The following is a 24,054-nucleotide window of genomic DNA, read 5'->3' as shown; positions in this document are numbered from 1 at the left end:
GCGGGCGGCATCCAGCCGGCAGGGCCGGGAAGACACGTGGGTTGAAGCGATTGCTGACGTGGCGCGTGTTCACGGCTGGTCCGGAGTCGGAGGGGCAAGGGGACTTTTCCTGCCACTCCGACTGCGACACCAAGCCGAGCGCCGCGGGCCCCACGCTAGGAGGGCCTCTGGACCACCTCGATCGGCTCGTTGTCCGTCCTGATCATCGCGCTGGGCCACATTGTTGCGGTCGCGGTTTTCAGGTACACGGCGTGCACGCACCAAGGGCCGCATTCTCGCCGGGACCTGGTCGGGGCCATCGGCTCCGGTGTGGGGGTGGCAAGGTCCTGGCCCTGTTGCTCAACGCAAGTCCTGAGCAGCCCCACGCCCGTAGGCCGCCCTGACGTCAGCGCAACCTCGCCCGCACGTTGAGGGGGTGCAATCAGCCTAGGCCGGCGTCAGGTCGTTCAATGCGCCCTGAAGGGCCGCTCCGGTCACTGGTGCTACCTCAGCGACCTTCCGGAGGTCTTCGCCGGTCAAGTACCGGTAGCTCTGCGGCGGGTGGAACGTGCCGGAGGCTCGCAGCGCGGCCAGCGATACCGGGTCCTCGAAGGTGATCGGTTCCTCGAGTGACAGACCGCTGGCCTGAGTCGCTCCGCTCATGTACTCGTCATACTCACGCCGACTGATCCCGGTACTCGTGCGGCTGGCCGACCAGACCTCCCGAGGGGAGGCCACCTGCACGGAAGCAATCCGCGCCATGCCCACGATGGCCATCGTGGGCGCGGTCGCATAGAGGAGTACTGGCGTTCCAGGCGGGGCGGCGACGCGCTGCCGACGGACCTCCACCGTCTTGGTCCCAGCCAGGATCGCCGTGGCAAACCGAGGGTGGACGGACAGCAGCATCGCGCGCTCCGGATCACTCACGTCTTTCGGTGCCCCTCTTCGTACATGGCATGGAACAGCGCACTGCTGATCTTCGACAGCTGCATCGGCGGTATCCACCGTAGCCCCAGCCCCTTGGCCAACGCGGTCACTCGTGCATGCGTCACCTGTACGGGAAAGATCTCCGTGTCCGAAAACCTCAACGCCATGGCCTTGCCCGACACATCGGCTGCGGCACGCACTTCGGCATGACCATATACGCCCAGGTGTTCGAATCGCGAGAAGAGGGTGTCGGGGTCGTCGATGACCACCTCGTCGAGGCGCGAGCAGCCGATGACCATCTTGCCCTGCTGCCCGGAAGTCCCCTCGCTGACGTACCACAGGATCCGGGCGGGAACGCTCTCTCCTCGGTGTCCGGACGAGCGGTAGTAGACGTGCTCGCGGCTGATGCCCAGGACGTCGTCCCGGGGAACGAGCATGGCCGGAACGTCGAAAAGCTCCGTGGACCACCTCGGCTTGATGGGTGCGATGAACGAGGGCAGGGCTGTGTCAATCAGTTTGGCCGGCCACCACACCCGCTCGGCCATGCTCGCGATCTCAGGGGACACGCGATCATCCAGCCGGGGCGTCGACCGCCTCATCCGACCCGCAATCTCCCCGGCCTTCTCTGAGACGGCCTCAGCAGGTCCGCAGACGTCGACCAGGAGTGCGGTGAAGCCGCCCTCGTCCTCGGTGAAGCCGTCGGCACCGGCAGCCGACATTGCTGCCGGCGACAGGAACGGATCGGTGATACGGACTGCCTGCGCCCCTCGCTCTCGGCCGAGCCGCTTGAGCATGAACAGCAGTTGCCGGGCGAGTGTCTCCTCCAGCGGGTGCGATGCCGTGCGGAGGAACGCGACGTTCAGGTTGCGGCCGTCCATAGCCCAGACATAGAGGGCCACCGGATGTCCCTCTCCGTCCCGGAGCAGCTCCCTGCGCCACAGCACCCCGTCCTGGGCGAGACCTTTCAGTCGATCCGCGAAGGCCGTTCCACGGTCGCCCTCGGCCTGGTCGAAGAAGGCGACCAGTTCTCCTTCACTGCCTGGCGCGATCTCCTCGGCGGAGAAGGCAGTGCCCATGAGATCCGCAGGACGGTACACCTGGGCCTGGCGCAGTTCGTCCACATGCAGCGTGACCACCGCCGGGGAGACGATCTTGACTCGTGCGACGTCCCAGGCGATGTCCGCCAGAGCCGCCAGTGCGGGATCGCGCGTCACCAGTACCTGGAGCCCAGCACACGACGTCTCGGCCACGTAGCGCAAGCGGGCGCGCTGCCGGCCATCGAGGGGAACAGCAGGCAGCTCCTTCCCCGCTGCCGCGGCCAGCTCCTCCAAGCGGACGGCAACGGCAGCACTGTCGGGAGACAGGGACCGCAGCTCGGCAAGGCCCGCCCGCTGATGGGTGCGCGCCTCACGTTCCTCTACATCACGCACGTCGTGCAGAAGCTGCGGAGTGAACGCGAGCTCGATCAGGTCGGCGAGCCATCCCGCCGCGAGAGCACGCGACTCCTCAACAGCGCGCTCCGTCCCCGTACCGCGCAGCCCGGCGAACACGCCGTGGTCCACGGTCACCACCAGCAGCGCATCGCTCTGGGCCTCGGTGAACAGGTCCTCGTGCCCCAGATCGAGCCACCAGGTGTCCAGTGTCTCCTGGTCCTTGCCCCGCCCCAGGCTCTCGCCCCTGGGGACAAAGCCCAGCGCCGTCCACATGCTGCTGAGCCCGTAGTCGCGCCGGCACTTCGCACGGATACCGAGCCTATGAGCGTGCCGCGCGCGGATCGTCTCGATCAGCTCACGAGCGACACCCTTGCCTCGGTGTTCCTCTGCCACGCACAAGTGAGCCAGCCGCACATGCAGACTCCGCTTGGGCAGCCCGAAGAGCGCGTAGCCGACCACCTCCTCGCCATCCATGGCCACCAGCAGGCCGTCGTCCTCAGCATGCTTACGGTAGGCAGGCGGCGTCAGCAGACCCAGATACTTCGTGTACCGGTTACCCAAAGCGATGATCGCGTCCAACAGCTCCGACTGCTCCGCAGACACCGGCAACACTCTGATCGCCATGTTCCCCCTCCGGTTCCTTCAACCGACAATGCCCCAGGACGGCATACTGCCCAACAGCGTCAGTGGCGAGCCACTGATTGATCAAAACCAGCTAACTGGCGGGAATCCGTCTGCTCTTGTTTCGTTCGAGTGGATGGGCGGCGGTGTTGGGTTCGTGCCTGGCGGCGGGTTGACCGGGACCGTCGGTTGCTCGTCGGCGGTAGCCCATGGCTTGTTTCAGAGCGGCCATCGCCGCCGCACCACGCGAGCCCACGCGGCTGGCCTCGGAGCGTGCGCGACACACACACCGGCGGTCACTCATGGGCAGAATCCGCAAGCTGGTTGACCAAGGCTGTTCTTCCCCACGGCCTCGTAGGCGCCGCTTCTACGCTGACCGTCATGCGCGAAGTCGAATACCGGAGCAGCGGGGTTCCGTTGGAGGAGTACGAACTCACCCGCATGGACCACCGCCGTCAGAAGCAGAGCGAGGAGAGCAGCGTATCGATTCGACGACAGGTCGAAGAGGACAATGCCAAATGCCGGGCAGACCCGGCGATGGCAGAGCGCCGCCGCCAGGCGTTCGAGAACGTCGCGAAGCTGATGCAGTCCTTCAAGAAGGCCGACCACGAGATCATGCGGTGGCGTGTCCGGCTGTACTGCGGCCACATCATCGAGACGGTGGCGCATTACACGTACACCGACCCCATCGATGCTGGAGGGTCCAGCAAGCAATGCCCTGAGTCCGGAGGTGCCTGGCAAACGATCGTGGCCTTCGAACCCATCGGACTGCGCGGCGAGCCACCGGAACCCACGGTCCCCACACCTCCGCCGCCCCCGAAGAAGCCGACACGAGCCGAACTCGAACGACGCGTTAAGACGCTGGAGAAGGAGAACGAACGCTTGCGCGCGAAGTTCAGTGGCTGAAGGTCCCGACCGAAGTCAATCGGCTGACTCGCCAGCAGGTCACGAAGGCCGAGTTGACGACAACGGTGAAGACGCCGCCCGCGCGGACATAGAAATGGTCCACATCACCCCCCTCGTTCGAGCAAATTCTTTCGAACCACCCATCGCTGACGAACGGAACTGACAACATGCCGCCGTCGTACGTCAACCTCGAGTCGAAGGCGGACCATTGGAACGGCAGGTCAATGAGCGGCAACTCTCGGTGCTGCAGTGGGTGCAAGACGGGTGCCCTGCCGGCGTTTGGGAGACCAGCTCCTACAAGAGCACCTGTCAGGCACTGCAGAACCGGGGCCTGGTCACGGTTTCCCGGAAGGCCGGGCAGTGGAGCGTCACCCTGACGACTGCTGGCCAGCACTACCTGGCGCACGGCGCGTACCCTCCCCGCGGGTCACGCCCGCCGAAGACCCAGGCCGCCGCTCCACGACCCCAGTCCACCCGAGCACAGGAAACTCCGGCCGCCGGGCGGAGGCCAAGCCCTCCATCACAGCCTCGGGTGACGTTCACGGAGCAGCTGCTGCAAGAGCTCGCGGAGGCCGGCGGCAGCATCGTCAAGAGCGGCAGCGGTCCGGACTTGGAGAAGTGGCCATCCCGCATCGCCGCGGCACGCAGGTCCGGAAAGGTCCCGGAGAAGAAGGAGCTGTACGGGGGTTGGTGCCAGGGAGGGTACAAGATCAAGCTCGTCGACATCCCCGCCTGGCGCCTCGCCGTCCTCGAACCCGTCCCCGTTCCCTCCCGGCTCACGCGGCCGCACACCGTGGTCCGGGCCATGCAGAACGAACAACAGCCACTGGGCCTCACGAAGCCCGTCCAAGGACGTGCCCTCCGGCTCGTCCAGGCGCTGATCATCGCTGCCGAGGCCGAAGGACATTCCAGCTCGGCAGGACAGACCGGCTTCGCGCCCCCGTCTCATCGTCGTCGTAGGGCATCTCCCCACTTCACCATCACCGCACAGGGCCAGACTGTGGGGTTCCTTGTCTTCCAGGAGCAAGACCGGACCGAGCACGTCGCCACCGAGAAGGAACTCACCGCGGCCAAGAAGGACTCCTGGGTCAGGATCCCCCGCTTCGACTACACCCCGTCCGAACGCCTCCGTTTCGTCCTCAGCGGCGGCCAGCCGCACCGGGCCAGCGAATGGTCCGACATCCCCGGCCGCCCCCTGGAAGACCAGCTCGCCGAGATCGCCCAGGAGGTCACCCTCCGCGGCGAAGCTGCTGAACACAGACGCCTGGACGAGATCGAAGTGGCACGCCAGAAGCGCATCCGGTGGGAAGCCGCCATGGAAGAAGCCCGAATCCGGTACGCCGAGGCGTACCGCGTCAGGCACTTCGAGGCGCAGGAAGCGACATGGCGCCACGCCACCCGACTGACGGAGTACGTGAACGCTGTACGCACCCGGGTCGAGGCCATGCCCCCAGGCCAGACCCGGACCGAAGCCGAAGCCTGGGTCGACTGGGCAGCAGCCCGCGTGGAGCGCCTCGACCCGCTGAACACACCGCCCCGGCTGCCCGACATTCCCGAGCCGCGCCCCGAGGACCTGAAGCCCTTCCTCGGGCACTGGAGCCCCTACGGCCCCACCTACTGACGCCCGCTCCGCCACACGTCCGGCCCGCCGAAGTACGGCAGCAGCGCGCCTGCCACCGCAACCAGCGGCGGGCGCTGTAACCCGGCGGAATCTTCTTCAAGTTCCCGCATAACCAGCCCACGGGAGCGCGCCTCCCAGCCAACGTGACCTGCACGATCAGCCATGTGACGTCCCGTCAGAACGAGCGTCACGAGCGTCATTTCAGCGTCAAGATATCGCCCGTAACGCCCACACCGCACATAATGCGCACGGGCAAAACTGCAGGTCAGGAGCCCTTTGCGGCCGGTTCGAGGATGGCGACACACTCCACGTGATGCGTCATCGGAAACATGTCGCCCTGGACGCAAGCGTTAAAACAGCAGGTCAGATAGGCTTTCGGATCCCGAATGAGGGCCAGCGGGCGCCCGGAGCGTCAAATGAGCGTCACGGCCGTACGTCGGTTCGGCACGGACAATCTGGCGTGGCATGGCTACCCGCAGTACGGCAGCACCTCCCCCGGTACGGAGCCTCACGCGGTGGAGTCGTGTCGGTGCGCCCACTGTGGACCCGCCGTCAGTCGGCGGGGGGCTCTGTCCCCTGCATGTCGTGATCGATTCCAGCATGCAGGGTGCGGCCGCCCGATGGGACCACCTCGACGAGGCGTTCCTCCTCCTCACGGGACAGATCCGCGAAGAGCCGAATGGACGTGTTCACGAGCTCCAGGAGCGGGACACTGCCCCGAGGCGGTTTCACCGAGGCGATCCGCGTGGAGAAGTTGTACCTCACCGGTACGCCACTGGACGGCAGGGCTTCGAGATTCTTGACCAGGGTTCCCGGTCCGAGGGATTCGCTGAGGTGGCGGAGCCGGTCCCCATGCAAAGCGCCCACCTCTCCTTCGTACGCCACCTTCCCGCCACCGTTGACCAGCGTGATGGCCTTGAGGCTCAGCCCTAGGAGCGGCAGACGATTGCCGACCTCGTCGAGGGCCGGCAGTTCGTACGCCGCTCGTGCCGCCGACGATGTCAGGTGGTCGACCTTCTGTGCGAGCGTGAGAACGAAGCCGGGCGCGTCGAAGCTCAGGACTCCCTCGCCCGTAGTCCAGTGCAGGGGGGCTGCGCCACGGCGAGCGGCGACGGAGGAGGGAGCTACGCCGCAAACCCGGGCGTTCCATGTGCTCAGCGCGGCGCGCATGAGGTGCTGGAGATTGTCGGTGGCGGTGATCCTGCCATGCCGCAGCAGATCGGTCAGAGTGATCTCACGGGCGATACGGCTCCAGAAGTTCCCATCAGGGATCTCCTGGCCTTCGAGGAGGTAATCGAGCGACGACTCGTCCAGTTGCTGCGGATATTTGGGAGCGCGTTCGAGTGCGGCTACCGGTGCACCACTAGCGCGCCATAAGGTACCCAAGAAGGCCGTCAGGCGGCGCGCGATCGGTGGGGACAGCGTATCCGAGGCAAAGGCAAGCGCGTCCTCAGTCCCCTCACGCTCACCGCGGCGGGCTGCCTGCGCGCCGGTCGTCATGGCACGGGCCAGCCGGGACACGGAGCGCTCGTCAAGGAGGCCCTGGCCGCCTTCAATGACGGTGTTCGCGATCAGACGCCTCAACGCGGCGTCGGCCGACTCGCCAGCGGTCAGCTCCGCGAAAGCCGCCAGGTCCAAGACCAGGGTGTGGTGGTCGATCGCGAGCGAATCCAGGGTGCGGGCGTCGAAGGACGGGCGGAGAGAGCCGAGCGCCAGAACAATGGGCCGGTCCTGGCGAGCAAGGCGCCTGATGTCGAACCCGAGCTCGTCCGCGTCCGTCGTGCTGCGCAGGTAGACGTATCGGTCGCTGAGGTCGTCGTCGTGCGGCCATCGCATGACCAGGTCCGGCATGTGGGTGTGGTTGTAGTATCCGGTGCGCCTGGTCCGGATCTGCGGATTGATCTGCCGAAGGTGCTGTTCGAGGAGTCGTTTGATTTCGGCGAACGAGCGGTACGGGTCGTCCGCCTCGAGTGCCTCGGCGATCGACGATGCGACGGCGTTCACCACTCCCCCTTTAGGGTCAGCTCGTGCGCCAGGATGGCCCGCCACTCGGTGAGGGGCAGCAAACCCTCCTGCTTCTCTGACAGGACGATGCGCCACACGCGCTCGGACACGCTCTGGACCGCGTTCGCGTCGATCCTCTTCCTGGCCTCGTCCTCGGAGACGTCACCGAAGATGCGTTGCCGGTGTTGAACGACAGCGGACTCGATCCTTTGCGGCTCGTGTAGTTGCGACCAACTGTTCACATTGAAGGGGGCCCAGGTGATCCACATGTAGTGATCGCCGAAGAGGTACTTCTCCTGGTGCGCGACGTAGCACTTGGCGAGGAACTCGACGAAGTGAGTGCCCTGGTCCGCCGGCCCCTGATAGTGCTTGACCTCCGCGCAGAACTGGTCGCCATGGTACGGGGCGCCCCGCATCGACCCGCCCAGGTCGAAGGAGAAGGTCTGTCCGCCCTCCGGCCAGCCGAGTGTCAGTTTCCTCGCCCAGGCGTCCGAGTCCGTGTTCGCAAAGGCCCCACAGATCCGCATCGTGCCCTCGAGGTAGAGCTTGGCTCTCTTCGCTCCCGAGATTCCCTTTAAGTGGGCGTCCTCTCCTACCACGGTGAGAGTCTAAGCGCCGTGGAGGGGCGGCGGCTGATGGCCGTACTAGCGAGCGGTCCCTGATTCAGAGCAGGGGAGTGCTGTGCAGACAACCTGGCGGTGCCGCGAAGGAGCGGAGCGGACCACAGGATCCAGGCAGGCAGGGCGACAGCCTCTGCTCAGGCGGCAATTGACCGCACCAGAGCGCCGCACGTGTGTTGTGCTCCTTCTCCCTGAGTCGTCAGGCGACAATCACACAGACGAGAAGGAGGGAGAGCCCGTACAGGGCTATAGCGAGGTGCAGCCCTACCCACAGGCGGTGAAGCCGAATGCGGTGCAGCCGGGGAAACTCGCGGTAGTGCGCCGCGCGTGCCCGGGCGAGCCCTTCATCGGACCCCAGCACGCCCCGGACCGCCAGGTCTCGGGTCAACGCCCTTGCCTGGGTGAGGTGGTAGGAGGCCCGCTCGTAGTACTTGGCCACCGCCACAGCCCCGTAGACTCCAGTCGTCGCGACGAAGAGACACAAAGGCATGACGTTCAGCGTGAACTTCTGCTGGACGATCAGACCGCTCAGGGCTGCCGTGACGATGAGCAGGAGGTTCGTCAATGTGGAGCGCTGGGTCTCACACTGCCGCAGTTGCTCGCGGTGCTCCTTCCAGTAGGCGCGTATCGCCTCTTCCGACGTCTCGGCCATCAAACCCCCATTTGAATGCCGGCACCAGCCACCCGGTTCGCCTCACAGCAGAACCCTCAGCAGTGGAGACACCGTAGCGTGAGGATCTTCATCAGCAGTGCCCGCAAGGGTCTGGAGGAGGAGCGTGACGCCCTTGACGGGCTGGTCCGCGCTCTCGGGCACACCCCGGTCCGGTTCGAGGACTTCTCAGCTCAGACCACGCCGAGCCGGGAAGCCTGCCTCAAAGCTCTGTCGACCGCCGACGCGTGCCTCTTCCTCCTAGGCCCGAACTACGGCCACGTGTTCCCCGAGACGGGGCAGTCAGCAACCCATGACGAGTGGGTGGCAGCCCAGCAAGCAGGTATGCCCCGCCTCGTCTATCGCAAGCTGGACGTGACCTTCGAGCCCAGCCAGCACGAGTTCGTACGCGTAGTGGAGGCGTACGCCACCGGCGTATTCCGCGACAGCTTCCGCACGGCCGCGGACCTGCTCCCTAAGGTCGCCGGGAAGATCCGGGAGCTGGAGTCGGGCCCGTCCCCCCTGGCCTTCGCCAAGCTGGCCCAGCCACCCGCCCTGCACTGGACTCTCGAGGAGGGTACAGGCGGCCTGCAGACCGCCGGCGTGACCACCCTTCTGGAACTGCACGTCCTACCACTGAACTCTGCTGGCTACTCGGCTAGGGAACTGGAGGCGCTCGGCCACTCGCTGCCGGGCCGTGTGCGCCTCACCGGTATGGTCGAGGACGATGTCCCCCTCAGCTCTTCCCGATCGCAGGACCATATGGCCGTCTCCGTCCCGGCCAGCCGCCCCCGTTCGTGGGACACGCCCCGTCCGGGCCAGCTCGTAGAGGTCCGCCTGTACAAGACGGGCCAGCTCTCCACCCGGGCCCTGCTCCCCCAGGACAGTATGGGGCCGATCATCGATCCCAATGCCCTGCCCAAGCAGATCGCCGAACTGCTCAAGTTCACCGGCTCGTTGAACATCATCAGGCAGGACCGCATCGTGGTGGCTGCTGGCGTGTCGGAGCCCGCTATGACCAGCATCGATACCTTCGACCCACGTCAGTCACGGCGCAAAGCCAGTCTGGCTGGCTTCGGCAGGTCATTCGCCCTGCGTACCGAACCCGACGAGTCCGTCACCCTGGCGGCCCTGCAGGCCGGAGCCGAGGAAGTCGCCGAACATCTCGCGCGGGCACTGATCGCGCACCACCCCTCCGCTGCCTGAGGCCGTTTCGACAGCAAGCGGGCACGGCCGCCGCCTGCTCTCGTTTGACGCTTGACAAGGTCCGAACCGGCTTGGCGATCGACGCCCTCTTCTGCCAGCGACTGAAGCGGACGGTCGACCTACTGAGCACACCACCCTGACCGGACCGTCCAGACGAGTTCCACCGCGTGAATCATGTACCGGACGGAAGGGTGCAGGTTGAACGCCAGTGTCACTTCGTATCTCCGGGGCCACACGGGCCAATCGCGCCCCAGCCTCGACACCGGTGCTCGAGTCGAAGGCGCGGACCGGCCTCCGTACCCGTCGCGCCTCTGTTGGCAGGGCATGATCAGACGCGATAGCCTGCCGGGCTGCCTTGTTGCGGAAGGCGGCAGAAGGGAGGGGAGCCCCATGCCGAATCACAGGTCCGACATCGCCGAGGTTCGTGCCGCGATGCGTGCCGTCGGCTACACGATTCTGCAGGTCGAGCCGCGGCTTGAAAACTTGTCGAACCTTCGGCCGGATGTACTGGCGTGGGCGTCGAATGCCGACGGGGAACTCGTGCCGTGGGCGGTTGTCGAGTACAAGAACAAGAAGCTCCGGCAGCCCGAGCTCGTCCTTCCCTCCCTGGCGGGCAGCCGGGACCTGCTGGGTACGCTCGAGCACTACGCGGTGATCAATGGGCAGTGGTTCAAGGCCGACCGTGGTGTCCGTTCCTTGCAGCCGGTCGACGGCCCGACTCCGCCCGAGCACGGCTCCCAAGGCTTGGTCACCGACCGGTCGCTGGCTACCTCCCTCCTGGTGCAACGTCTGTGGTTCGAGGCGGACCGTCTCCGCAACTCCGGGGTCTCAGCCGACCGGTACTTTCCTTCCGGGGACGTCCTGACGTCTTCCCGAAATGGGAGGCCGGGTATCGAACTGCCCGACGGTGGGTTCGTGCCGGTTCGGGCAGACGTACTCTGGCGCGCGAAGCGGGACGCGTTGACCGAGTTCGCCTCTCGTGGCAGACACCGAGAGTTCAGCTCACCCCGAGTGGTTGCCTCCGCCGTTTCGGCGCTGGTTGAGAAGCATCTGGCTGGCACCGTCTTGGATCCGTTCTGCGGAACCGGATCGTTCCTCTGGACGGCCTTGGACCGTGCTGCGGAGCGAGGCGTCGCGGCGGAGTTCATCGGCTACGAGTTCGACGCACAGCTCGCCGAACTCGCGGCAGGGATCGGTCGGGACGCGCCGAGGCACGTGGTGATCGAGAAGGGCGACTCCTTCCAGAGGGACCTCGCGGATGCCGACGTCGTTGTCACGGCGCCGCCTGTCGGTCTCTCCCTGGCCGACCGCCACCCTCTCCTGGACGGATCGACCACGTCCGACGGCAATGTCGCAGCGCTGGACAAGTGTGTGCGGGCGCTGAAGCCCGGAGGACGCGCTGTCCTGCATATCGCTCACTCGTTCACCTTCGCGGACCGGTACGCGGCGTACAGGATGTTCCTGGCCGAGAACTTCCACGTAGCCGCTCTTATCGGGCTTCCGGCAGGAGCGATCACAGGCACCGGTGTCCGTTCCGTTCTCGTCGTCATCGACCGCACTGAGCCCGCGGAGACGCTGGTCGCCCATCTCGGTGAGGACTGGGAGACGCAACTCGGCCCGGAAGGTCCCGGGCTGAATGCCGTCCTGGAGTTCGTCGACGCAGAAGACGACCGGCCACGTACCGCAGGACGGTCATGAGCAGCTTCTTGACAGTTGATCTGCGGGGCGAGGCCGACTGGGATCCAGGACGCCTGGTTGGTTCCACCTTCGCTTGGCCGACAGCGGCGCCGATGGTCCCATTGCGTGAACTCGTTACCAGTGTCCGGGCGGGGAGTGTCGCGACCGCTGGTTCCCCAGTCATCACGCCCGCCGGCCTGGTGGCGCGGACCGGGGCGATTCGGCGGCGGAGCACCAAGTACCAAGGCAAGGCATTCACCGTCGGAACGCGCGGCCTTCGGCGTGGTGATGTCCTGGTGCCGCCCTCGCCGTCCGGGCCGGCCGTTCTTGTCGACGACCGGCTGAACGGTGCGCTCCTCTCATCCCGGTTCACAGCCCTCCGGCCTCTCGATCCGGTGTTTTCCCGGTGGATCTGGGCCGTGTTGAACTCGCGGGCGGGACAGGCTCGTCGGGCGTCGCTGGCCACAGGTACCACTATGGCGTCCGTGAAGACGCCGGATCTGCTGGAGATGGGCGTGCCCCTGCCGCCCCTTGTGGAGGTCCAGCGGCTCGACAGAGTGCTGGCTTCGATCGAGGCGGGAACGCATCGCGAGGAGGAGCCGTCGGAGTCGACGTGGTGGGTCACGGCTGACCTTCGGCTCCGGGACGACTGGGGGATCATGCTCGCCACTCCTCGTCCCGAGCTCCTGGAGGACGGCGAACCGCTCGGTTCCTTCGTACGGGAGATGAAGCCGTCCCGCTCAACCCGCGGCTTCGAGGTGCCGACGAAACTGCCGGGCACGCTTCCGGTCGTGGACGTGAGTGTCCTGGGGGGCCGTCCGACCCGGCGATGGGCCGCGCCGCAGTCCACCACCGTCACCCTCATCGCCCCGGGCGACCTCCTGATCGCCCGCGTGGGCGAGTACTCGTACGCCACCGTCGCGCAACGCCCGGCCGTCGCGAATCCGGGCGTCTTCGTCCTCCGGCTGCATGACCAGTCACAAGGACCTGCGCTCGCGCACTTCCTGAACGGGCGCGAGGGGCAGACCAGGAGGCGCATGTTCTTGCGGGGCGTGACGGTTCCGTCCTTGCGGAGGACGGACATCGAGAGATTCCCGATCCCAGCAGAAGCCCTCGAGTTCGAAGGAGACGTCGAGCCGGACGTGGGGTTGGCGGACCAATTGGAGCAGGTCTTGTGGACCGCATGAGCTGCACGCTTTCGCCCCTCGTCTTCGCCGAGTTGTACCGGTTGCTTGCCGCGGACAAGCAGCGGTACGACGACCTCGAGGAGCGGCTGAGCGAGATTGGGTACGCCCCCGCGTGGCTGAGTACCGCTGCCGACGCCTACGACGAGTACTGGGCGATGCAGCTGGAACTGGCCGGTGCGGAAGGCGTCGGGAACGTCTCGGTCGGGAGTGTCGAGCATGCCCTCCTGGCTACCTGGGTACTGGCCGGCCTTCGCAACACAGGCGACGACAACACGCTGAGTTCGGCTCTCAGGGCGAACGTCCATAGGCGTGCGGTCAGCGAGGTCCCCGATCTAAAGATGCCTCTGCCATCGGTCCTCAACCCGGTCATATACGGGTGGACTCTCGGTAAAGTCGTCAGCCTGAGTTCTACTGACGTACCAGTCGACCCCGTCGCTCCGGCAAGCCTGCCTGACGACGAAAACCTCGTCGCGGCGTACCTCGGGCTCGTCAACCACGTCCTCGCGCTGGAGGGCATGGCCGAGCCGTGGCCCGAGATGATGCAGACGTCCACTTACTGGCGCGGTTACGGGATCGCAGAGGCACTGAAACCGGGGGCCGGGGATGGCGGCCGAGCGCTCCTGGAACTGCTTGCGGAATCGCGGCCGTTGCTCTCACAGCCAGTCTTCTCCCAGCTCAACAACCACTTCACCCGCTTCGGGGGTCGCCGGAACGCCCTGTCACACGTCGCGGACGATGCGCGTCGTCCAGAACGGTTCGTGGAAGTCGTCGAGGACACGCACGGCTGGGAGCACCTGCGGGTGACCCTCCGTGGCCTCACGCAGTTCGTCTGCCAGGAGGTCTCTCGCCTGTTGTACGAGGAAGACCCACCACCGGCTCTTCGGAACGATCCGTGGAGGTACCTCGTGCGGGAGATGCCTACGGAGTGGTGGGCTTAGAGGCGTGCTACGAGAGTACGGAAACTGAGCGCCCACGGCGTCAGAGAGCTGGGCAGTCCGAAGGGCGAGGTCGGCTGGGACAGGCTGTCCGCGAGGCTCGCAACCGTCGCCCGTCAAAGACTGCTCAACAGCACCACCTCCCATTCAAGGGCTGGGCGCCGACATGCCAGTTCTCGAGCCGTCGCCGGGCTGCACACATGGCTCTTGGCGAATGTGATCGCCTCGGGCGCCACGTCTCGGAACGCCACGGCTGGCTGGCCTATCTATCCTCCTCGAGTTGGTACACCCGGCTGTGCGCCCCTCTGATTCCCGTGACCGTCACGCTGCTGCTCGGACGGCAAGTCAGTTGTTGGAGCGGCTGGGGGATGATGCGTACGGAGACGGGGGCGGTTCCGGCCTCCAGCCCCGAGACGATGACGAGGAAGAAATCGTCGCTCTCCGCTGCTCGCTGGAACTCGGCGGGCGTCAGCATCACCGTGTCCGGCTCGGCGTCCTTATATGCCTTGAGTTCGTAGAATCGCGACAGTGCGTCCACCGCGTCGGCGCCGAGGCCGCGTTGGGCCCGTAGGTCACGCAGCCAGTCGTCGTCGGTGGCGAGTGCCTTGCGTACCACGTCCAGAGCCACCTTTTCCTGCTCCGTACCCGTGTAGGGGCGCGGTGGCGTGTGCTGTTGGGGGATCGCCGATCCGGCGCGGGGCTGCGGCAGGCCGGACGTACCCGAGGTGTACTCGCTCGGCCGTGCGCTGGGCGCGCCCGCAGCCGAGGGCTTCGGTGGCGTGATGATGCCGCTCGGATCGACGAGCCGGAGCCTGCCGGGGTCGACGAGCCTCCGCGGTGGGGCGGCGGGGGGCACAGGCGGGTCTGACGGCCCGGCGGGCGGTGGTGTGCTGGGGGCAGGCGGCAGGATCACTGCCGTCCGTGGGGTACCAGCCACGGTGCCGACCTGCGCTTTGGTCGCGGTACGGCGTTGGTTTACTTCGTTTCCGAGTTCCCGAAGCCGTCGTTCGCGTTCGGCCTCCGCCGCTTCCCGGTCGCGCCGCACCTGGTCGTCGGCAAGGCTCAGTTGTACGGCCGTACGGCCCTTCTCGGCTTGGTCACACGCTGCTCCCCAGGCGAGGGCCACCTCGCGGCGGCTGCCCGGAAACCGGGCGGCGATCGACCGGCCCACCCCGGATGTGCGTGTCAGAGTGGCAGTGTCACGGACGTACAACGTGCCCGAGGACCAGTCGATCCCGGCGTCCACGGGCATGTGCACCGTCTCGCCTGTGTCTGGAAGATCGAGGCAGCAGGCCAGGTGAGGGGCGATGCGTACGGTCAGGTCAGCCAGCTGGTCCCACGAGCAGTCCAGGGACTGGGCAACGCTCGCGGCGTTGCGCTGCAGATCCTCACGGAGGTGGGTGATGGCTGACCGGACCAGCGCTGTGGCGTCCGGGTCCGCCGGGGCCGGGCCGGGGCTGTACACGGTGACATGCTCTGCGGCGAGCTCGCTCATGCGCAGGGCTCCGATCAACGGCCGGAACTGCTCCAGTTCGGCTCCCGGGCACCACACCGCACATTCCCGGCCCAGCGCCTCGGCTACCACCGGGTCCTCGACGGCGTACACGGGCCGCTTGCTTCGCCAGCCCTGGCTCGTCCAAAGAGGGAGGCGTCCCAAGCGCTTGGCCGTCAACGCGCCGGGATGGGTACGGCCCAGAGCGGCGAGCATCTTCAGGGTCTCCAGGACGATGGACTGGGTCGTCCCGTCCGGCTCGTCCCGACCCTGCTTCCGGTCCCGCTGTGCCAGCTCCTTGATCACGGCCGTGGCGTCGTCCACATTCGGCAGGCGCACTGCCAGCCGCTGCCAGAACTCCTCGCTGCCTGGAAACGTGGGAGCGAACGCACGGAGCGGACCGAAGAGCGGCGCTCCGCGCAGGCACTGGCTCGGCCGGCGCCAGCCGGAGTCCGTGAGGACGAGGCCGCTCCCCTCGCCGAATGCCCGGAGGACAGAGCCCAGGGACATCTCCCCCGAGGCTCCCGCGCCACGGACGAAGGCGCGCTCGGCCAGGGCTTGGTAGAGGATCAGTGCCGCGGGCACATCCCTGTCGCCGCCCTCTTCCTCCCGTCGGCGCAGGCGCTGCAGACATTCCACGAGGTCCTCGGTGCGGGCCTCTGCAGAAATGCCCAGGGCGCGCAGCACATCACTGCGTCTGCCGACCAGTTGCTGGATCTCGGGATGGAGGAATCGCTCGTCGTCCGCCCCGTACACCGCGACCGTGCCGGTGGTCCGCATGCGGAGTCGAACCGGGGCAGACGGCGCACCGTTACCGTCGTCCAGCCATGGTGTGTCGCGCAACTGCCAGAGCCAGAAGGCTGCGGTCCTGCCCCGGTTCTGCCATGCGTAGTAGTCGTAGACGGCATCCACCTCGTCGTGGTCGGAAAAGCGGCTCCATGCCCGCCCGAGGACGTGGAACAGCGCTGCCGCCCTGCGCCTGCGGATCTGCGGGTTCTGCTCCGCCGCTATGCCAGAGGCGACGGCGCGTAGGTCGGGGCTTTCGTAGTCGTCGAGTGTGAAGGTCGCTTCCAGAACGCGCAGGGCATCAGTGCGTGCTCGAGGTCCCGAAATGACTTCCGCCGGCAGCCCCTTCGGGCTCTGCGTGAAGCGTTCCCGCGCCCCCGGGTGCCTGCGCAACCTGGGCGCGGTCTCCGCGCCCAGGAGCCTCAGGAACTTACGGGCGCCCATCCCGGCGCCGCCGCGCTGCAGGACCTCGGTGTACCGGGGCCGTAGCCACACCAGCCCTGCCGTGCGACCGGCGGCGAAGGCGAAGCTCTCCTCGCGTTCCGAACTGTCCAGTCGGGCGGGTAGGTACGCCCTGGCGGGAGCGACGTCGATGTCTTCACGTTTTCCGGCCCGGTCGTAGCGATGCCCCTGCAGCCGGATTGCGTGGCCCACGTCGCGCCCCAAGGTCTCACGTTCGTGGTCCGGCACGCGTGCGAAGCCGTCGCGTAGTTCGATGAGCTGGTCATCTGTGAGCCGCAGTACATTCGGGCCGCCGCTCCCCGCCGCGCCGATGGCCGCGAGGCGCCGGATCACGGCCACCGCGTCCGCGTCGGTCAGCAGCGCCTCCCGCTTACGGAGCCATGTCCTCACCGACCGTGCCTCGTCGGTGTCGGCGAGGAATGCCGGATGGATTTCCCGGGAGAATCCGAGACTGGCGCCGAGGCCCCGCGGGGCGTCGGTGTACACCGCTGGTTCCGCGGGCCGGGGCACACGGTGGCGGCCCCCTGAGCTGTCCACGAGCCAGCGGCTCGACAGCAAGGAGGAGTAGATATTCGAGGCAAGTCCCGCCGCGGCGAGGCGGATGTTCGCCTGCGGCGACCGGGTTTCGTCGTCGAGGAGGCGTAGCGCGTCGTAGAGGTCCACCGTCACGGGAACCGCGCTGTCGTGGTTCTCCCAGTCCGCCAGCACCTCGCGCCATCGGCCGCCCTCGTCCCGCGCCACCTTGGGCAGCACGGCGGTCCGCTCGGCGACGCGGGAGATCTCTTCTTCGGTGACCACGCCCACCAGCGTCTCGTCCTCCACCGCGAGATCATCCAGGCCGAGCGGCCCGTGCCCCGGGACGTCCAGAACGAGACCGTGGGACACGCCCGCCCTGGCACGGTCGAGGAGTAGTCGCTCCAGCGCGGCGACCGGGTCGCGGGAGTCGCGCATGTCGTCGGGGAGCGGCACGGCACGCCAGGCCCGTGCCGGATCCCGCCGGAACTGCCACAGGGCGGCGGCCGTCCACAGGTCGCCCACCAGTTCATTCAGTGCGCGGTTCCACGGGGTGTCGTCGAGCGCCTGACGGCTGGCGATGGGATCGAACTGGGCGCTGATACAGAGGGACAGAGCGGTGTCCGCGACCGGAAGACCGGCGTAGATCCGCCCGGCGTCATCGGGTCCGAGAGGAAGAGCCACAGCGATTGCGGTGGTGGACCCCACCGCCTTGTGAGACCGGGTGATCCCGGAGGGGCTGGGAACGGTCGTACGGCAGACCAGCCACCGGGACCCGTCGCCGGCGCGTGCCTCGCCGGTCTCCACGTCGGCGCTCTGCCCGCCCACCACGGCCTCGAACGGCTCGCCGATCTCACGGTCGAGCGCCAGCCGGTGCCGGACACGGCCTTGCTCGTCCAGGTGCGTGACACTGCCGACACTGCCGAGGAAGAGCAGCGCGCTGTCCCCCCACTCGGCAAGCCACGCGTCCACCTCGTCCGCGCCGAGCACGCCCGGCTCCAGCGGAACCCGTAGAACCGTCCAAGTGTCGCTGGCGAACCAGTCGGGCGCCGGGAACGGCTCGGCCACGGAAATGTCCGGATCCCCGACACGGAACCGGTAATGCCCGCAGTGAACCTCCAGATGCGGGGAGAGGGACTGGAGGGTCATCAGGCCAATCCCGAACCTGCCGGTGGAATCCGCCTGCTCTGCCTTGCTTGTCAGCCAGGGCATCGCCAGGGCCAGAACGTCCGGCAACCGTACGGGGCTGCCGTTGTGGGCGAGGAGGAGTTCCCGTCCCCTCGTCAGAATGCGTACGTCCGTGGCGCCGAGGTCCTCGGCGTTCTGCACGATCTCCGAGAGTCCCTGGAGACGGTCGCTCGACAGATTGCCTGCGTGATCTCGGGTACGTCTCAGCGCGTGCCGTACTTGACCGTCCAGTCCGGCGAACCGGCTACCGAGTCGCTCGACCGCCGCCTCAGTCGCCGCCTCACCCTCCGGCTCCGGTACGACGGCTCCTTCTGGGATGCCCTCCATGGAGAAGAGCGCATCGGCGGACGCAATTCCCCGCTCCTCCGCGGCCGTTCGACGCACCGCTTCCCCCGTGCTCATCCCTGCCCCCGCTTACCTCGGCGCTCCCCCACGACACAGGGTAATGAGCCCAGCGCAATCAGCGCATGCCAACGCAAGGACCTGCCGCCATACGATCCGAGCCCAAAGAGCAGACCCGGCACGCTGTTCGACGGGTTGAGCCCGGCAAGCCACCTACACCATTGGCTGACCTCAACACGACCAGGTTCGGGTGGTGGAACCCGAACGGGCGACAGGAAGCGCTCCGAGGCCACTCATCGGCCCTACCTTGGTGGTCTGCCCGCAGCTCGTCGAGGTGGAGCCGAAGCTCGTGAAGTACACGCTGACTGAACAGCAGGCTGCCACGCTCCGCCAGATCGCTGCAGCGTCCAGTGCCGTGCCCATCGCTCCCAAGAGTTCGAACACGGCTTGGGCCCTTGAGCAGCGTGGGCTGATCAAGCGGAGCTGGCGCGGTAGCGGGCACGTCGCAGTAGTGACGTCGGACGGCCGCTACTTCCTCAAACACGGCAAGCATCCCAAGGAGGTCCAAGCCGAGAAGGAGCGCTTGGCCGGTGATGCCGAAAAGGCCGAGCGCGCTCCTGCCGACGGAGCCCAGCTGATCGCTCGACTGCAGTCCGCGACTACCTGGAAGCTCACCGTCCCTGATCCGGGCCCGCAGACCCGGGGGCGGTGGCGGACCGCCTTCTACGACGCGCTCCATCACGATCACGTACCAGGAGAGCTCAAGCTGCGCTGGACCGGACGGCAGCGTGGTGACTGCGTCTTCACGTTGGTCGACGAGGAAGCCGAGAAGGCTGCGCAACCGCCGCCGGTACCGACCATCGACGTCCCCGACGTGCTGGGCCGTCCCCATCAGCTCGTCCGTGCCACGCGCAAGGCCCTCGGCAGGTCCAAGACCGTAGTCGACACCCGCGGGACGCCCGAGGTCATCCCTCTGCACGTGTCACGGGAGCAGGCCGACCGTGCCCTGCGGATCATGCACGCGCTCCTGACCGAGGCGGAAAGCCGCGGCTACCAGGTGGAAACCCGGACCGATCTCCATCGCGGCCAAGCCGAACACCAGATGGTCATCGTCATCCGCGGACACGCGCTCCCGCTCGCGATCACAGAGCAGACGACCAAGGTGCCACACGAGCCGACCGCTCAGGAGATCCGCCAACAGCAACGCAATCCCTGGACGCGTATCCCCAAGTACGACCACGAGTTCAACGGACGCCTCGAACTCGGTGCGCCCGCCAAAAGCTGGTACCAGCATTCGTACACCCACAGGGACAGCGCACGGTGGACACTGGAGTCCCGCCTGGGGCACCTTCTGCACGATCTCGAACAACGTGCCGAGGCGGCCGAACGCCGGCAGCGAGAAGAAGAACTCCGCAAGGCCGAGCAGCGACGCCGCTGGTACGCGGCTGTGGCACAGGCCCGGGAGCGTCAAGTCGAGCGACATCGAGCGAATGTCCTGGTCGAGCAGGTGGAGGCACGGCGTCGGGCCGACGAGATCCGCGCCTTCTGCCGCGCAGCCCGCACGAGAGCCGACGGCGCGTCCGCTGCGGCGGAGGAACTGGAGTGGCTGCAGTGGGCTGAGGCGTACGCAGACCGGATTGATCCACTGTGCGCGCCGCTGCGGACTCCGCCGGATCCCCCGGCCAGCCGTGAGGCTCTGCGCGAACTCCTGCCAGGCGATCTCTACACCCATCCCTGGCCGTTCGACAGTCAGGGGCGCTGGGCGCCGGCCGAAGAGGATGTCGCACGGCCCCCCTGATCAGGCAAGCGCCTCCGCCCTGTCCGTGAAGGGACAGGGCGGAGGATCGTTCATGCGGCGATGGTGAGCGGAACGTCCAAGCGCTCCCAGGCACCAAGAACGGCCTTGTGCGCGTCCGGTTGAAGGTGAGCGTAGCGCTGGGTGGTCTGGAAGCTCTCATGGCCGAGGAGATGCTGGACCTCGTACAGCGAGACTCCCTTCTGGACCAGCCACGAGGCACAAGTGTGGCGCATGGAGTGCGGCGGGTAGTGCGGGACGAGTTGCTGCTCGCCGTCGGTGTCGAAGTAGTAGGCGGCCTCGACGGTGGGCCACCAGGTCTGCCGGCGCCAGTTGCTGTCGGCGAGGAGCCGTCCGGCACGGCCCTTGGTGACGGTGGTGAACACCAACGCGTCCCGGTCGAGCCGGTGAATGTGGCGTTCGACGGCCTCCAGGACGTGAGGCGGGAGCGGGACCTCTCTACGGCTCTTGGAGCTCTTGGGGTACTCCTTGATGCCGCTCTTGCTGTTGACCTCCACCACAAACAGGCGCGAGCGGCGCTGGTCGATGCGGTGGCGATGCAGGCCAGAGAGTTCTCCCCAGCGCAGTCCGGTGTAGAACCCGAGCAAGCACATCGTCCGCCACGCGGCGGGGAGTTCGTCCAGGATGCTCTGCGCCTGGTCAAGCGTGAACCACTGCGGCGGCTTGACCGCGATCTGAGGCAAGTCGATGTTGCGGCACGGGGTCACCGCCAGGACATCGTCGTCGACGGCCGCGCGCATCATGGAGGACGTCAGGTTGTAAGCCCGCTTGATCGCAGCGGCCCCCGCCCCCTTCTCGACCAGGGTCCGGATCCAGCTCTGGACGTCCATGCGGGTGACGGCCCGCAGCTCCCACTCCGCCCAGTAGGGCATGACGTGGTTCTTGATGTTGGAGGCGTCGCCTCGCAGCGTGTGGGGCTCAACGACGCGGGCGTTCCACCACCGGTCGTGCCACTCACGGAACGACACTTCACCGGCCCGCGGGTCGCGCATGCCTCCGCGGGCGAACTGGGTCTCCATCTCGATGCCCCAGGCGCGCGCCTGCGCCTTGAGGGGGAACGACTCGCTGAACCGGTCCCCTGTCCGGTTGCGTACGGTCGCCTGCCACTTGCCGGACTTCAACTTGCGGATGTACGAGGCGATACTCCTTGTTCAACGGTGACGAGGCCGGGATGGCCCGGGTCAGCGGCGGGCGGCCGGCGAGACGACGGCGCGGCGGCTGATGAACTCATCGAGGCCGTCCGCGGGGACCCGTACACGGGACCGGCCTGGTCCGGTACGGAGGTCGACGACAGGCAGGTCGCCGGCAGCGATGAAGCGGTAGACGGTGCGGCGGTCGACGTCCAAGGCGGCGGCGACGGCGGGAATGGACAGCAGGCGTGCAGGCATGGAGGAGAACCTCGAGGTGGGGATGGGCTGGGGCCGGGGAGTCAGCACCGGGTATCGGCCGTTGCAAGGCGGTCAACCGGCCCTGTCGGGCAGTGGGATCACGTCACGGAGAATCTCCGCGCAAAGGAGCTGATCACGTGCGACTCCGTCAGGCGAGGCCCGCCAGCGCAGGAGAGAATGACCAGGTGGCGTCCGCGCTCTGGCTGTGCGCCAGAGCGCGGTGTAAGAATCACGACCTGGGCAAATCCGGAAGAGCCGTGGCTTCGGCCAGACGGTCCCAGTCGATTTCGACCTTCTCGGTGCGGAAGCAGTGCTGGTAGCGCAACCCCAGCCAGTTCGGGGTGACACCGGCCCACTCGGCAACTGCGAAGGACGAGATGCCCATCCTCAGCCACTTCACCAGGCGGGACTCACGGAGAATCGAGATCGGCTCCCCCAGACGCCACGAGTACAGCTCGTCCCGCGAAAGGACGGCCTGCTGGGCCTGCTCCCAGACCCATTTGTAGACGGAAGGCGAGAGCGCCCCACCTCCCATACCGGGAAAGAGCAGGTCGTCCTCCTGTAGACCAGCGTCGCTGATCCACCCACGCAGGAACTCCACGGCCTGCGGCTGGAGCGGAATTTCCCTTGCCACACCTTTGTGACGGGCTGTCAACTTACCCAGGTCGCCCTCCGGGAGCACCACGTCGCTCACTCGCAGGGCGCGAGCCTCACCCGGTCGCAGAGCCTGCTCGGCCACGATGCGCATGAAGGGGTGCACCGAGCGATGGGCACCCGCATGCCCGCGCATCCACTCGAGCAGCGATCGAACCTGCTCCTCGGAATACAACCATTCCTCGTCCATGACCTCGACATACATAGCTCTGAACTCCTCGGGGAAACAACGGAATGCGTCACGCGGGGATCAGCGCGACAGGTTCAATGGTCTGCGGAATCGCCGGTTTGGCTAACCGGCGATCGTCGGCTATGTTTCGCCCGACACAGCGCTCACGGCATCCAGGCGCATGCGGAACAGCAGGGCGTAGCCGCGCTTCTCCGGACCGCTCTAGGTTTGCTTGCTTCGCCGCGCCATTCCAGTCCGTTGCACCCTCAATGTGTCTGCCGTCGGCGAATCAGAACGCCCCAGGATCACGCAGGAGCGCCGCTACCGGCGCGCTCGCCTGGCGGTCGACGCCAGAGAACAGAGCAGGCTTCTTCTAAGCGCCTGCCCTGTTGTCAGCGGTGGCAGCCAGCAATCACTGGTCTCGACGACGGCCGAACGCTCAGCCGACGCCGACAGGGACTCGAAGTTTCGTGCAAGAGAGCCGTCCAGCAGCCTCGTAGACACGCGGGAGGACCCCTACGAGGCAATGCCCAACTCTGGAAGATCCCGTCCGCCGAACAGGTCGTCGAAGCGGCGGGCTCCTTGCGTAGAAATCAGAAAGTACGGGGCCCCGGAGCCGACAACGCTGTGCAGCCCTTGCTGCCCCGCGATGAGGACATCATGTGGCGCCCACACGTCGAGCCCATCGAACACGTAGTAGACCGGGAGACTGGTCCAGGCAATGAGCTGCAAGTGCGCCAGAACTGCTGAGCGTTCAACGGCATGACGCCCTGTTCGCTGGCTGGTCATCCCACCCTTACAGTCGATCAGCACCAGGTCCCGTGCCTTCGCCGCAATGAGATCCGGAAACCAGCGAATGGAGCTGTCCGTTCTCCGGAGCGCGCATTGGAGCGCCCGGCTCAGTAGACCCTGCCCCCAGAAATCCACTTCCCATCCTCGCCCGATGAGTTGCTCGGCGACGTGCCGCTCGTGCGCATCGCCTATCGCTTTCCGCTGCTGGAAGCTCGCCATGAATGCAGTGTGACCCGCCGAGCGAAGTAGGTAACTCTCCGTGGATCAAACCAGGCCAGTCCCACTCTGTCTCAGTAGTTCTCACTGTGTTCGCGCCAGTCCGTGGACGTCCGGCAACGTCCGCAGACGCTCTCCTCAACTTGGCCGAAATGCAACGGAAAAGGCCGCCTATCGACCGCTCCCGATGCAAGAGGAAGCCGTCGCTCTGCGCCCGTGGCACTTCCGTACGCCCCCAGAGCGTTCGAAACTGCGACAACGGCGGATCCTCACGCACACAGCCGCGACTACATGCGGACGGTGGGGTCTCAACTCGCCGGAGCGGAGCCAACACTGTAGTTGCTTCGCGATCTGGTGCATTGCCAGTGCCCACTCACTCCGCAACGACGGCATCCGGCTCAGAAATCACCCACTACGGAAGCTGGACGGCGTGCCTGGCCGTTCGCCCTCCCTGACACCTTGACGACGCCT

17 protein-coding genes are annotated in these 24,054 nt (G+C 66.8%); 7 read left to right on the top strand and 10 right to left on the bottom strand.

Annotated features, from left to right (window positions below; genetic code table 11):
- Positions 1 to 426 precede the first annotated feature (426 nt).
- Complete coding sequence (locus ACFY93_RS26060; protein ID WP_385039366.1) at positions 427 to 906, bottom strand: ASCH domain-containing protein; 480 nt, start codon at positions 904 to 906, stop codon at positions 427 to 429.
- A complete protein-coding gene (locus ACFY93_RS26055; RefSeq protein WP_391363341.1) occupies positions 903 to 2,963 on the bottom strand; it encodes a GNAT family N-acetyltransferase in 2,061 nt (686 codons plus the stop codon). Before ACFY93_RS26055 ends, ACFY93_RS26060 begins: the two co-directional genes overlap by 4 nt.
- A gap of 378 nt (positions 2,964 to 3,341) precedes the next feature.
- On the opposite strand from ACFY93_RS26055, the gene ACFY93_RS26050 reads away from it, so the two are divergent.
- Both ACFY93_RS26050 and ACFY93_RS26045 read left to right on the top strand, forming a co-directional pair.
- Positions 3,342 to 3,866, top strand: coding sequence for a hypothetical protein (locus tag ACFY93_RS26050; RefSeq protein WP_391363339.1), 525 nt, complete (start codon positions 3,342 to 3,344; stop codon positions 3,864 to 3,866).
- A 532-nt stretch (positions 3,867 to 4,398) separates the two neighbouring features.
- Complete coding sequence (locus tag ACFY93_RS26045) at positions 4,399 to 5,487, top strand: hypothetical protein (RefSeq protein ID WP_391363337.1); 1,089 nt, start codon at positions 4,399 to 4,401, stop codon at positions 5,485 to 5,487.
- A gap of 552 nt (positions 5,488 to 6,039) precedes the next feature.
- Here ACFY93_RS26045 and ACFY93_RS26040 read toward each other — a convergent pair.
- From ACFY93_RS26040 to ACFY93_RS26030, 3 genes are all read right to left on the bottom strand, one after another.
- Entirely contained in the window at positions 6,040 to 7,491 is a 1,452-nt protein-coding gene (locus ACFY93_RS26040; protein ID WP_210525268.1) for a hypothetical protein, read from the bottom strand.
- Positions 7,488 to 8,090 (bottom strand): hypothetical protein, encoded by a 603-nt coding sequence (locus tag ACFY93_RS26035; RefSeq protein WP_210525267.1) that lies wholly within the window; start codon positions 8,088 to 8,090, stop codon positions 7,488 to 7,490. Before ACFY93_RS26035 ends, ACFY93_RS26040 begins: the two co-directional genes overlap by 4 nt.
- Before the next feature lie 220 nt (positions 8,091 to 8,310).
- Entirely contained in the window at positions 8,311 to 8,763 is a 453-nt protein-coding gene (locus tag ACFY93_RS26030) for a hypothetical protein (RefSeq protein WP_210525266.1), read from the bottom strand.
- A 78-nt stretch (positions 8,764 to 8,841) separates the two neighbouring features.
- Here ACFY93_RS26030 and ACFY93_RS26025 point away from each other — a divergent pair, with 78 nt between their 5' ends.
- From ACFY93_RS26025 to ACFY93_RS26010, 4 genes are all read left to right on the top strand, one after another.
- Positions 8,842 to 9,966, top strand: coding sequence for a DUF4062 domain-containing protein (locus ACFY93_RS26025; protein WP_318758802.1), 1,125 nt, complete (start codon positions 8,842 to 8,844; stop codon positions 9,964 to 9,966).
- A gap of 390 nt (positions 9,967 to 10,356) precedes the next feature.
- Positions 10,357 to 11,664, top strand: a complete 1,308-nt coding sequence (locus tag ACFY93_RS26020) for a class I SAM-dependent DNA methyltransferase (protein ID WP_210525264.1) — start codon at positions 10,357 to 10,359, stop codon at positions 11,662 to 11,664.
- Positions 11,661 to 12,830 (top strand): hypothetical protein, encoded by a 1,170-nt coding sequence (locus tag ACFY93_RS26015; RefSeq protein WP_210525263.1) that lies wholly within the window; start codon positions 11,661 to 11,663, stop codon positions 12,828 to 12,830. Before ACFY93_RS26020 ends, ACFY93_RS26015 begins: the two co-directional genes overlap by 4 nt.
- On the top strand, positions 12,827 to 13,768 hold the full coding sequence (locus ACFY93_RS26010; RefSeq protein WP_352377730.1) for a hypothetical protein: 942 nt from the start codon (positions 12,827 to 12,829) through the stop codon (positions 13,766 to 13,768). The genes ACFY93_RS26015 and ACFY93_RS26010 overlap by 4 nt, the downstream gene beginning before the upstream one ends.
- A gap of 259 nt (positions 13,769 to 14,027) precedes the next feature.
- On the opposite strand, the gene ACFY93_RS26005 is transcribed toward ACFY93_RS26010, so the two are convergent.
- Entirely contained in the window at positions 14,028 to 18,608 is a 4,581-nt protein-coding gene (locus ACFY93_RS26005) for a sacsin N-terminal ATP-binding-like domain-containing protein (RefSeq protein ID WP_391363332.1), read from the bottom strand.
- Positions 18,609 to 18,897: 289 nt separating this feature from the next.
- Between ACFY93_RS26005 and ACFY93_RS26000 the strand changes: the two genes are divergently transcribed.
- The gene (locus ACFY93_RS26000) at positions 18,898 to 20,346 is read left to right on the top strand and encodes a hypothetical protein (RefSeq protein ID WP_246890266.1); all 1,449 of its coding nucleotides are present in this window, start codon (positions 18,898 to 18,900) and stop codon (positions 20,344 to 20,346) included.
- 50 nt (positions 20,347 to 20,396) lie between these two features.
- Here ACFY93_RS26000 and ACFY93_RS25995 read toward each other — a convergent pair whose 3' ends face one another.
- From ACFY93_RS25995 to ACFY93_RS25980, 4 genes are all read right to left on the bottom strand, one after another.
- Complete coding sequence (locus ACFY93_RS25995) at positions 20,397 to 21,485, bottom strand: site-specific integrase (protein WP_210525260.1); 1,089 nt, start codon at positions 21,483 to 21,485, stop codon at positions 20,397 to 20,399.
- Between the two features lie 60 nt (positions 21,486 to 21,545).
- Complete coding sequence (locus ACFY93_RS25990) at positions 21,546 to 21,752, bottom strand: helix-turn-helix domain-containing protein (protein WP_210525259.1); 207 nt, start codon at positions 21,750 to 21,752, stop codon at positions 21,546 to 21,548.
- A 229-nt stretch (positions 21,753 to 21,981) separates the two neighbouring features.
- Entirely contained in the window at positions 21,982 to 22,611 is a 630-nt protein-coding gene (locus tag ACFY93_RS25985; RefSeq protein WP_391363329.1) for a tyrosine-type recombinase/integrase, read from the bottom strand.
- 480 nt (positions 22,612 to 23,091) lie between these two features.
- Positions 23,092 to 23,586 carry a hypothetical protein gene (locus ACFY93_RS25980; protein WP_246890265.1) on the bottom strand — a complete coding sequence of 165 codons (495 nt, stop codon included), beginning with the start codon at positions 23,584 to 23,586 and terminating at the stop codon, positions 23,092 to 23,094.
- Positions 23,587 to 24,054 lie beyond the last annotated feature (468 nt).

The organism is Streptomyces sp. NPDC008313 (assembly GCF_042956125.1).
GTDB lineage: Bacteria > Actinomycetota > Actinomycetes > Streptomycetales > Streptomycetaceae > Streptomyces.
The sequence above is the reverse complement of the archived record's forward strand: the minus strand, read 5'-3'. Positions and strand labels throughout refer to the sequence as shown.

Bases quoted from the DNA above. Each gene is read 5' to 3' on its own strand.
- ACFY93_RS26055 (WP_391363341.1), bottom strand. From the start codon at position 2,963: ATGGCGATCAGAGTGTTGCCGGTGTCTGCGGAGCAGTCGGAGCTGTTG.
- ACFY93_RS26050 (WP_391363339.1), top strand. From the start codon at position 3,342: ATGCGCGAAGTCGAATACCGGAGCAGCGGGGTTCCGTTGGAGGAGTAC.
- ACFY93_RS26030 (WP_210525266.1), bottom strand. From the start codon at position 8,763: ATGGCCGAGACGTCGGAAGAGGCGATACGCGCCTACTGGAAGGAGCAC.
- ACFY93_RS26020 (WP_210525264.1), top strand. From the start codon at position 10,357: ATGCCGAATCACAGGTCCGACATCGCCGAGGTTCGTGCCGCGATGCGT.
- ACFY93_RS26015 (WP_210525263.1), top strand. From the start codon at position 11,661: ATGAGCAGCTTCTTGACAGTTGATCTGCGGGGCGAGGCCGACTGGGAT.
- ACFY93_RS26010 (WP_352377730.1), top strand. From the start codon at position 12,827: ATGAGCTGCACGCTTTCGCCCCTCGTCTTCGCCGAGTTGTACCGGTTG.
- ACFY93_RS26005 (WP_391363332.1), bottom strand. From the start codon at position 18,608: ATGAGCACGGGGGAAGCGGTGCGTCGAACGGCCGCGGAGGAGCGGGGA.
- ACFY93_RS25990 (WP_210525259.1), bottom strand. From the start codon at position 21,752: ATGCCTGCACGCCTGCTGTCCATTCCCGCCGTCGCCGCCGCCTTGGAC.
- ACFY93_RS25985 (WP_391363329.1), bottom strand. From the start codon at position 22,611: ATGTATGTCGAGGTCATGGACGAGGAATGGTTGTATTCCGAGGAGCAG.
- ACFY93_RS25980 (WP_246890265.1), bottom strand. From the start codon at position 23,586: ATGGCGAGCTTCCAGCAGCGGAAAGCGATAGGCGATGCGCACGAGCGG.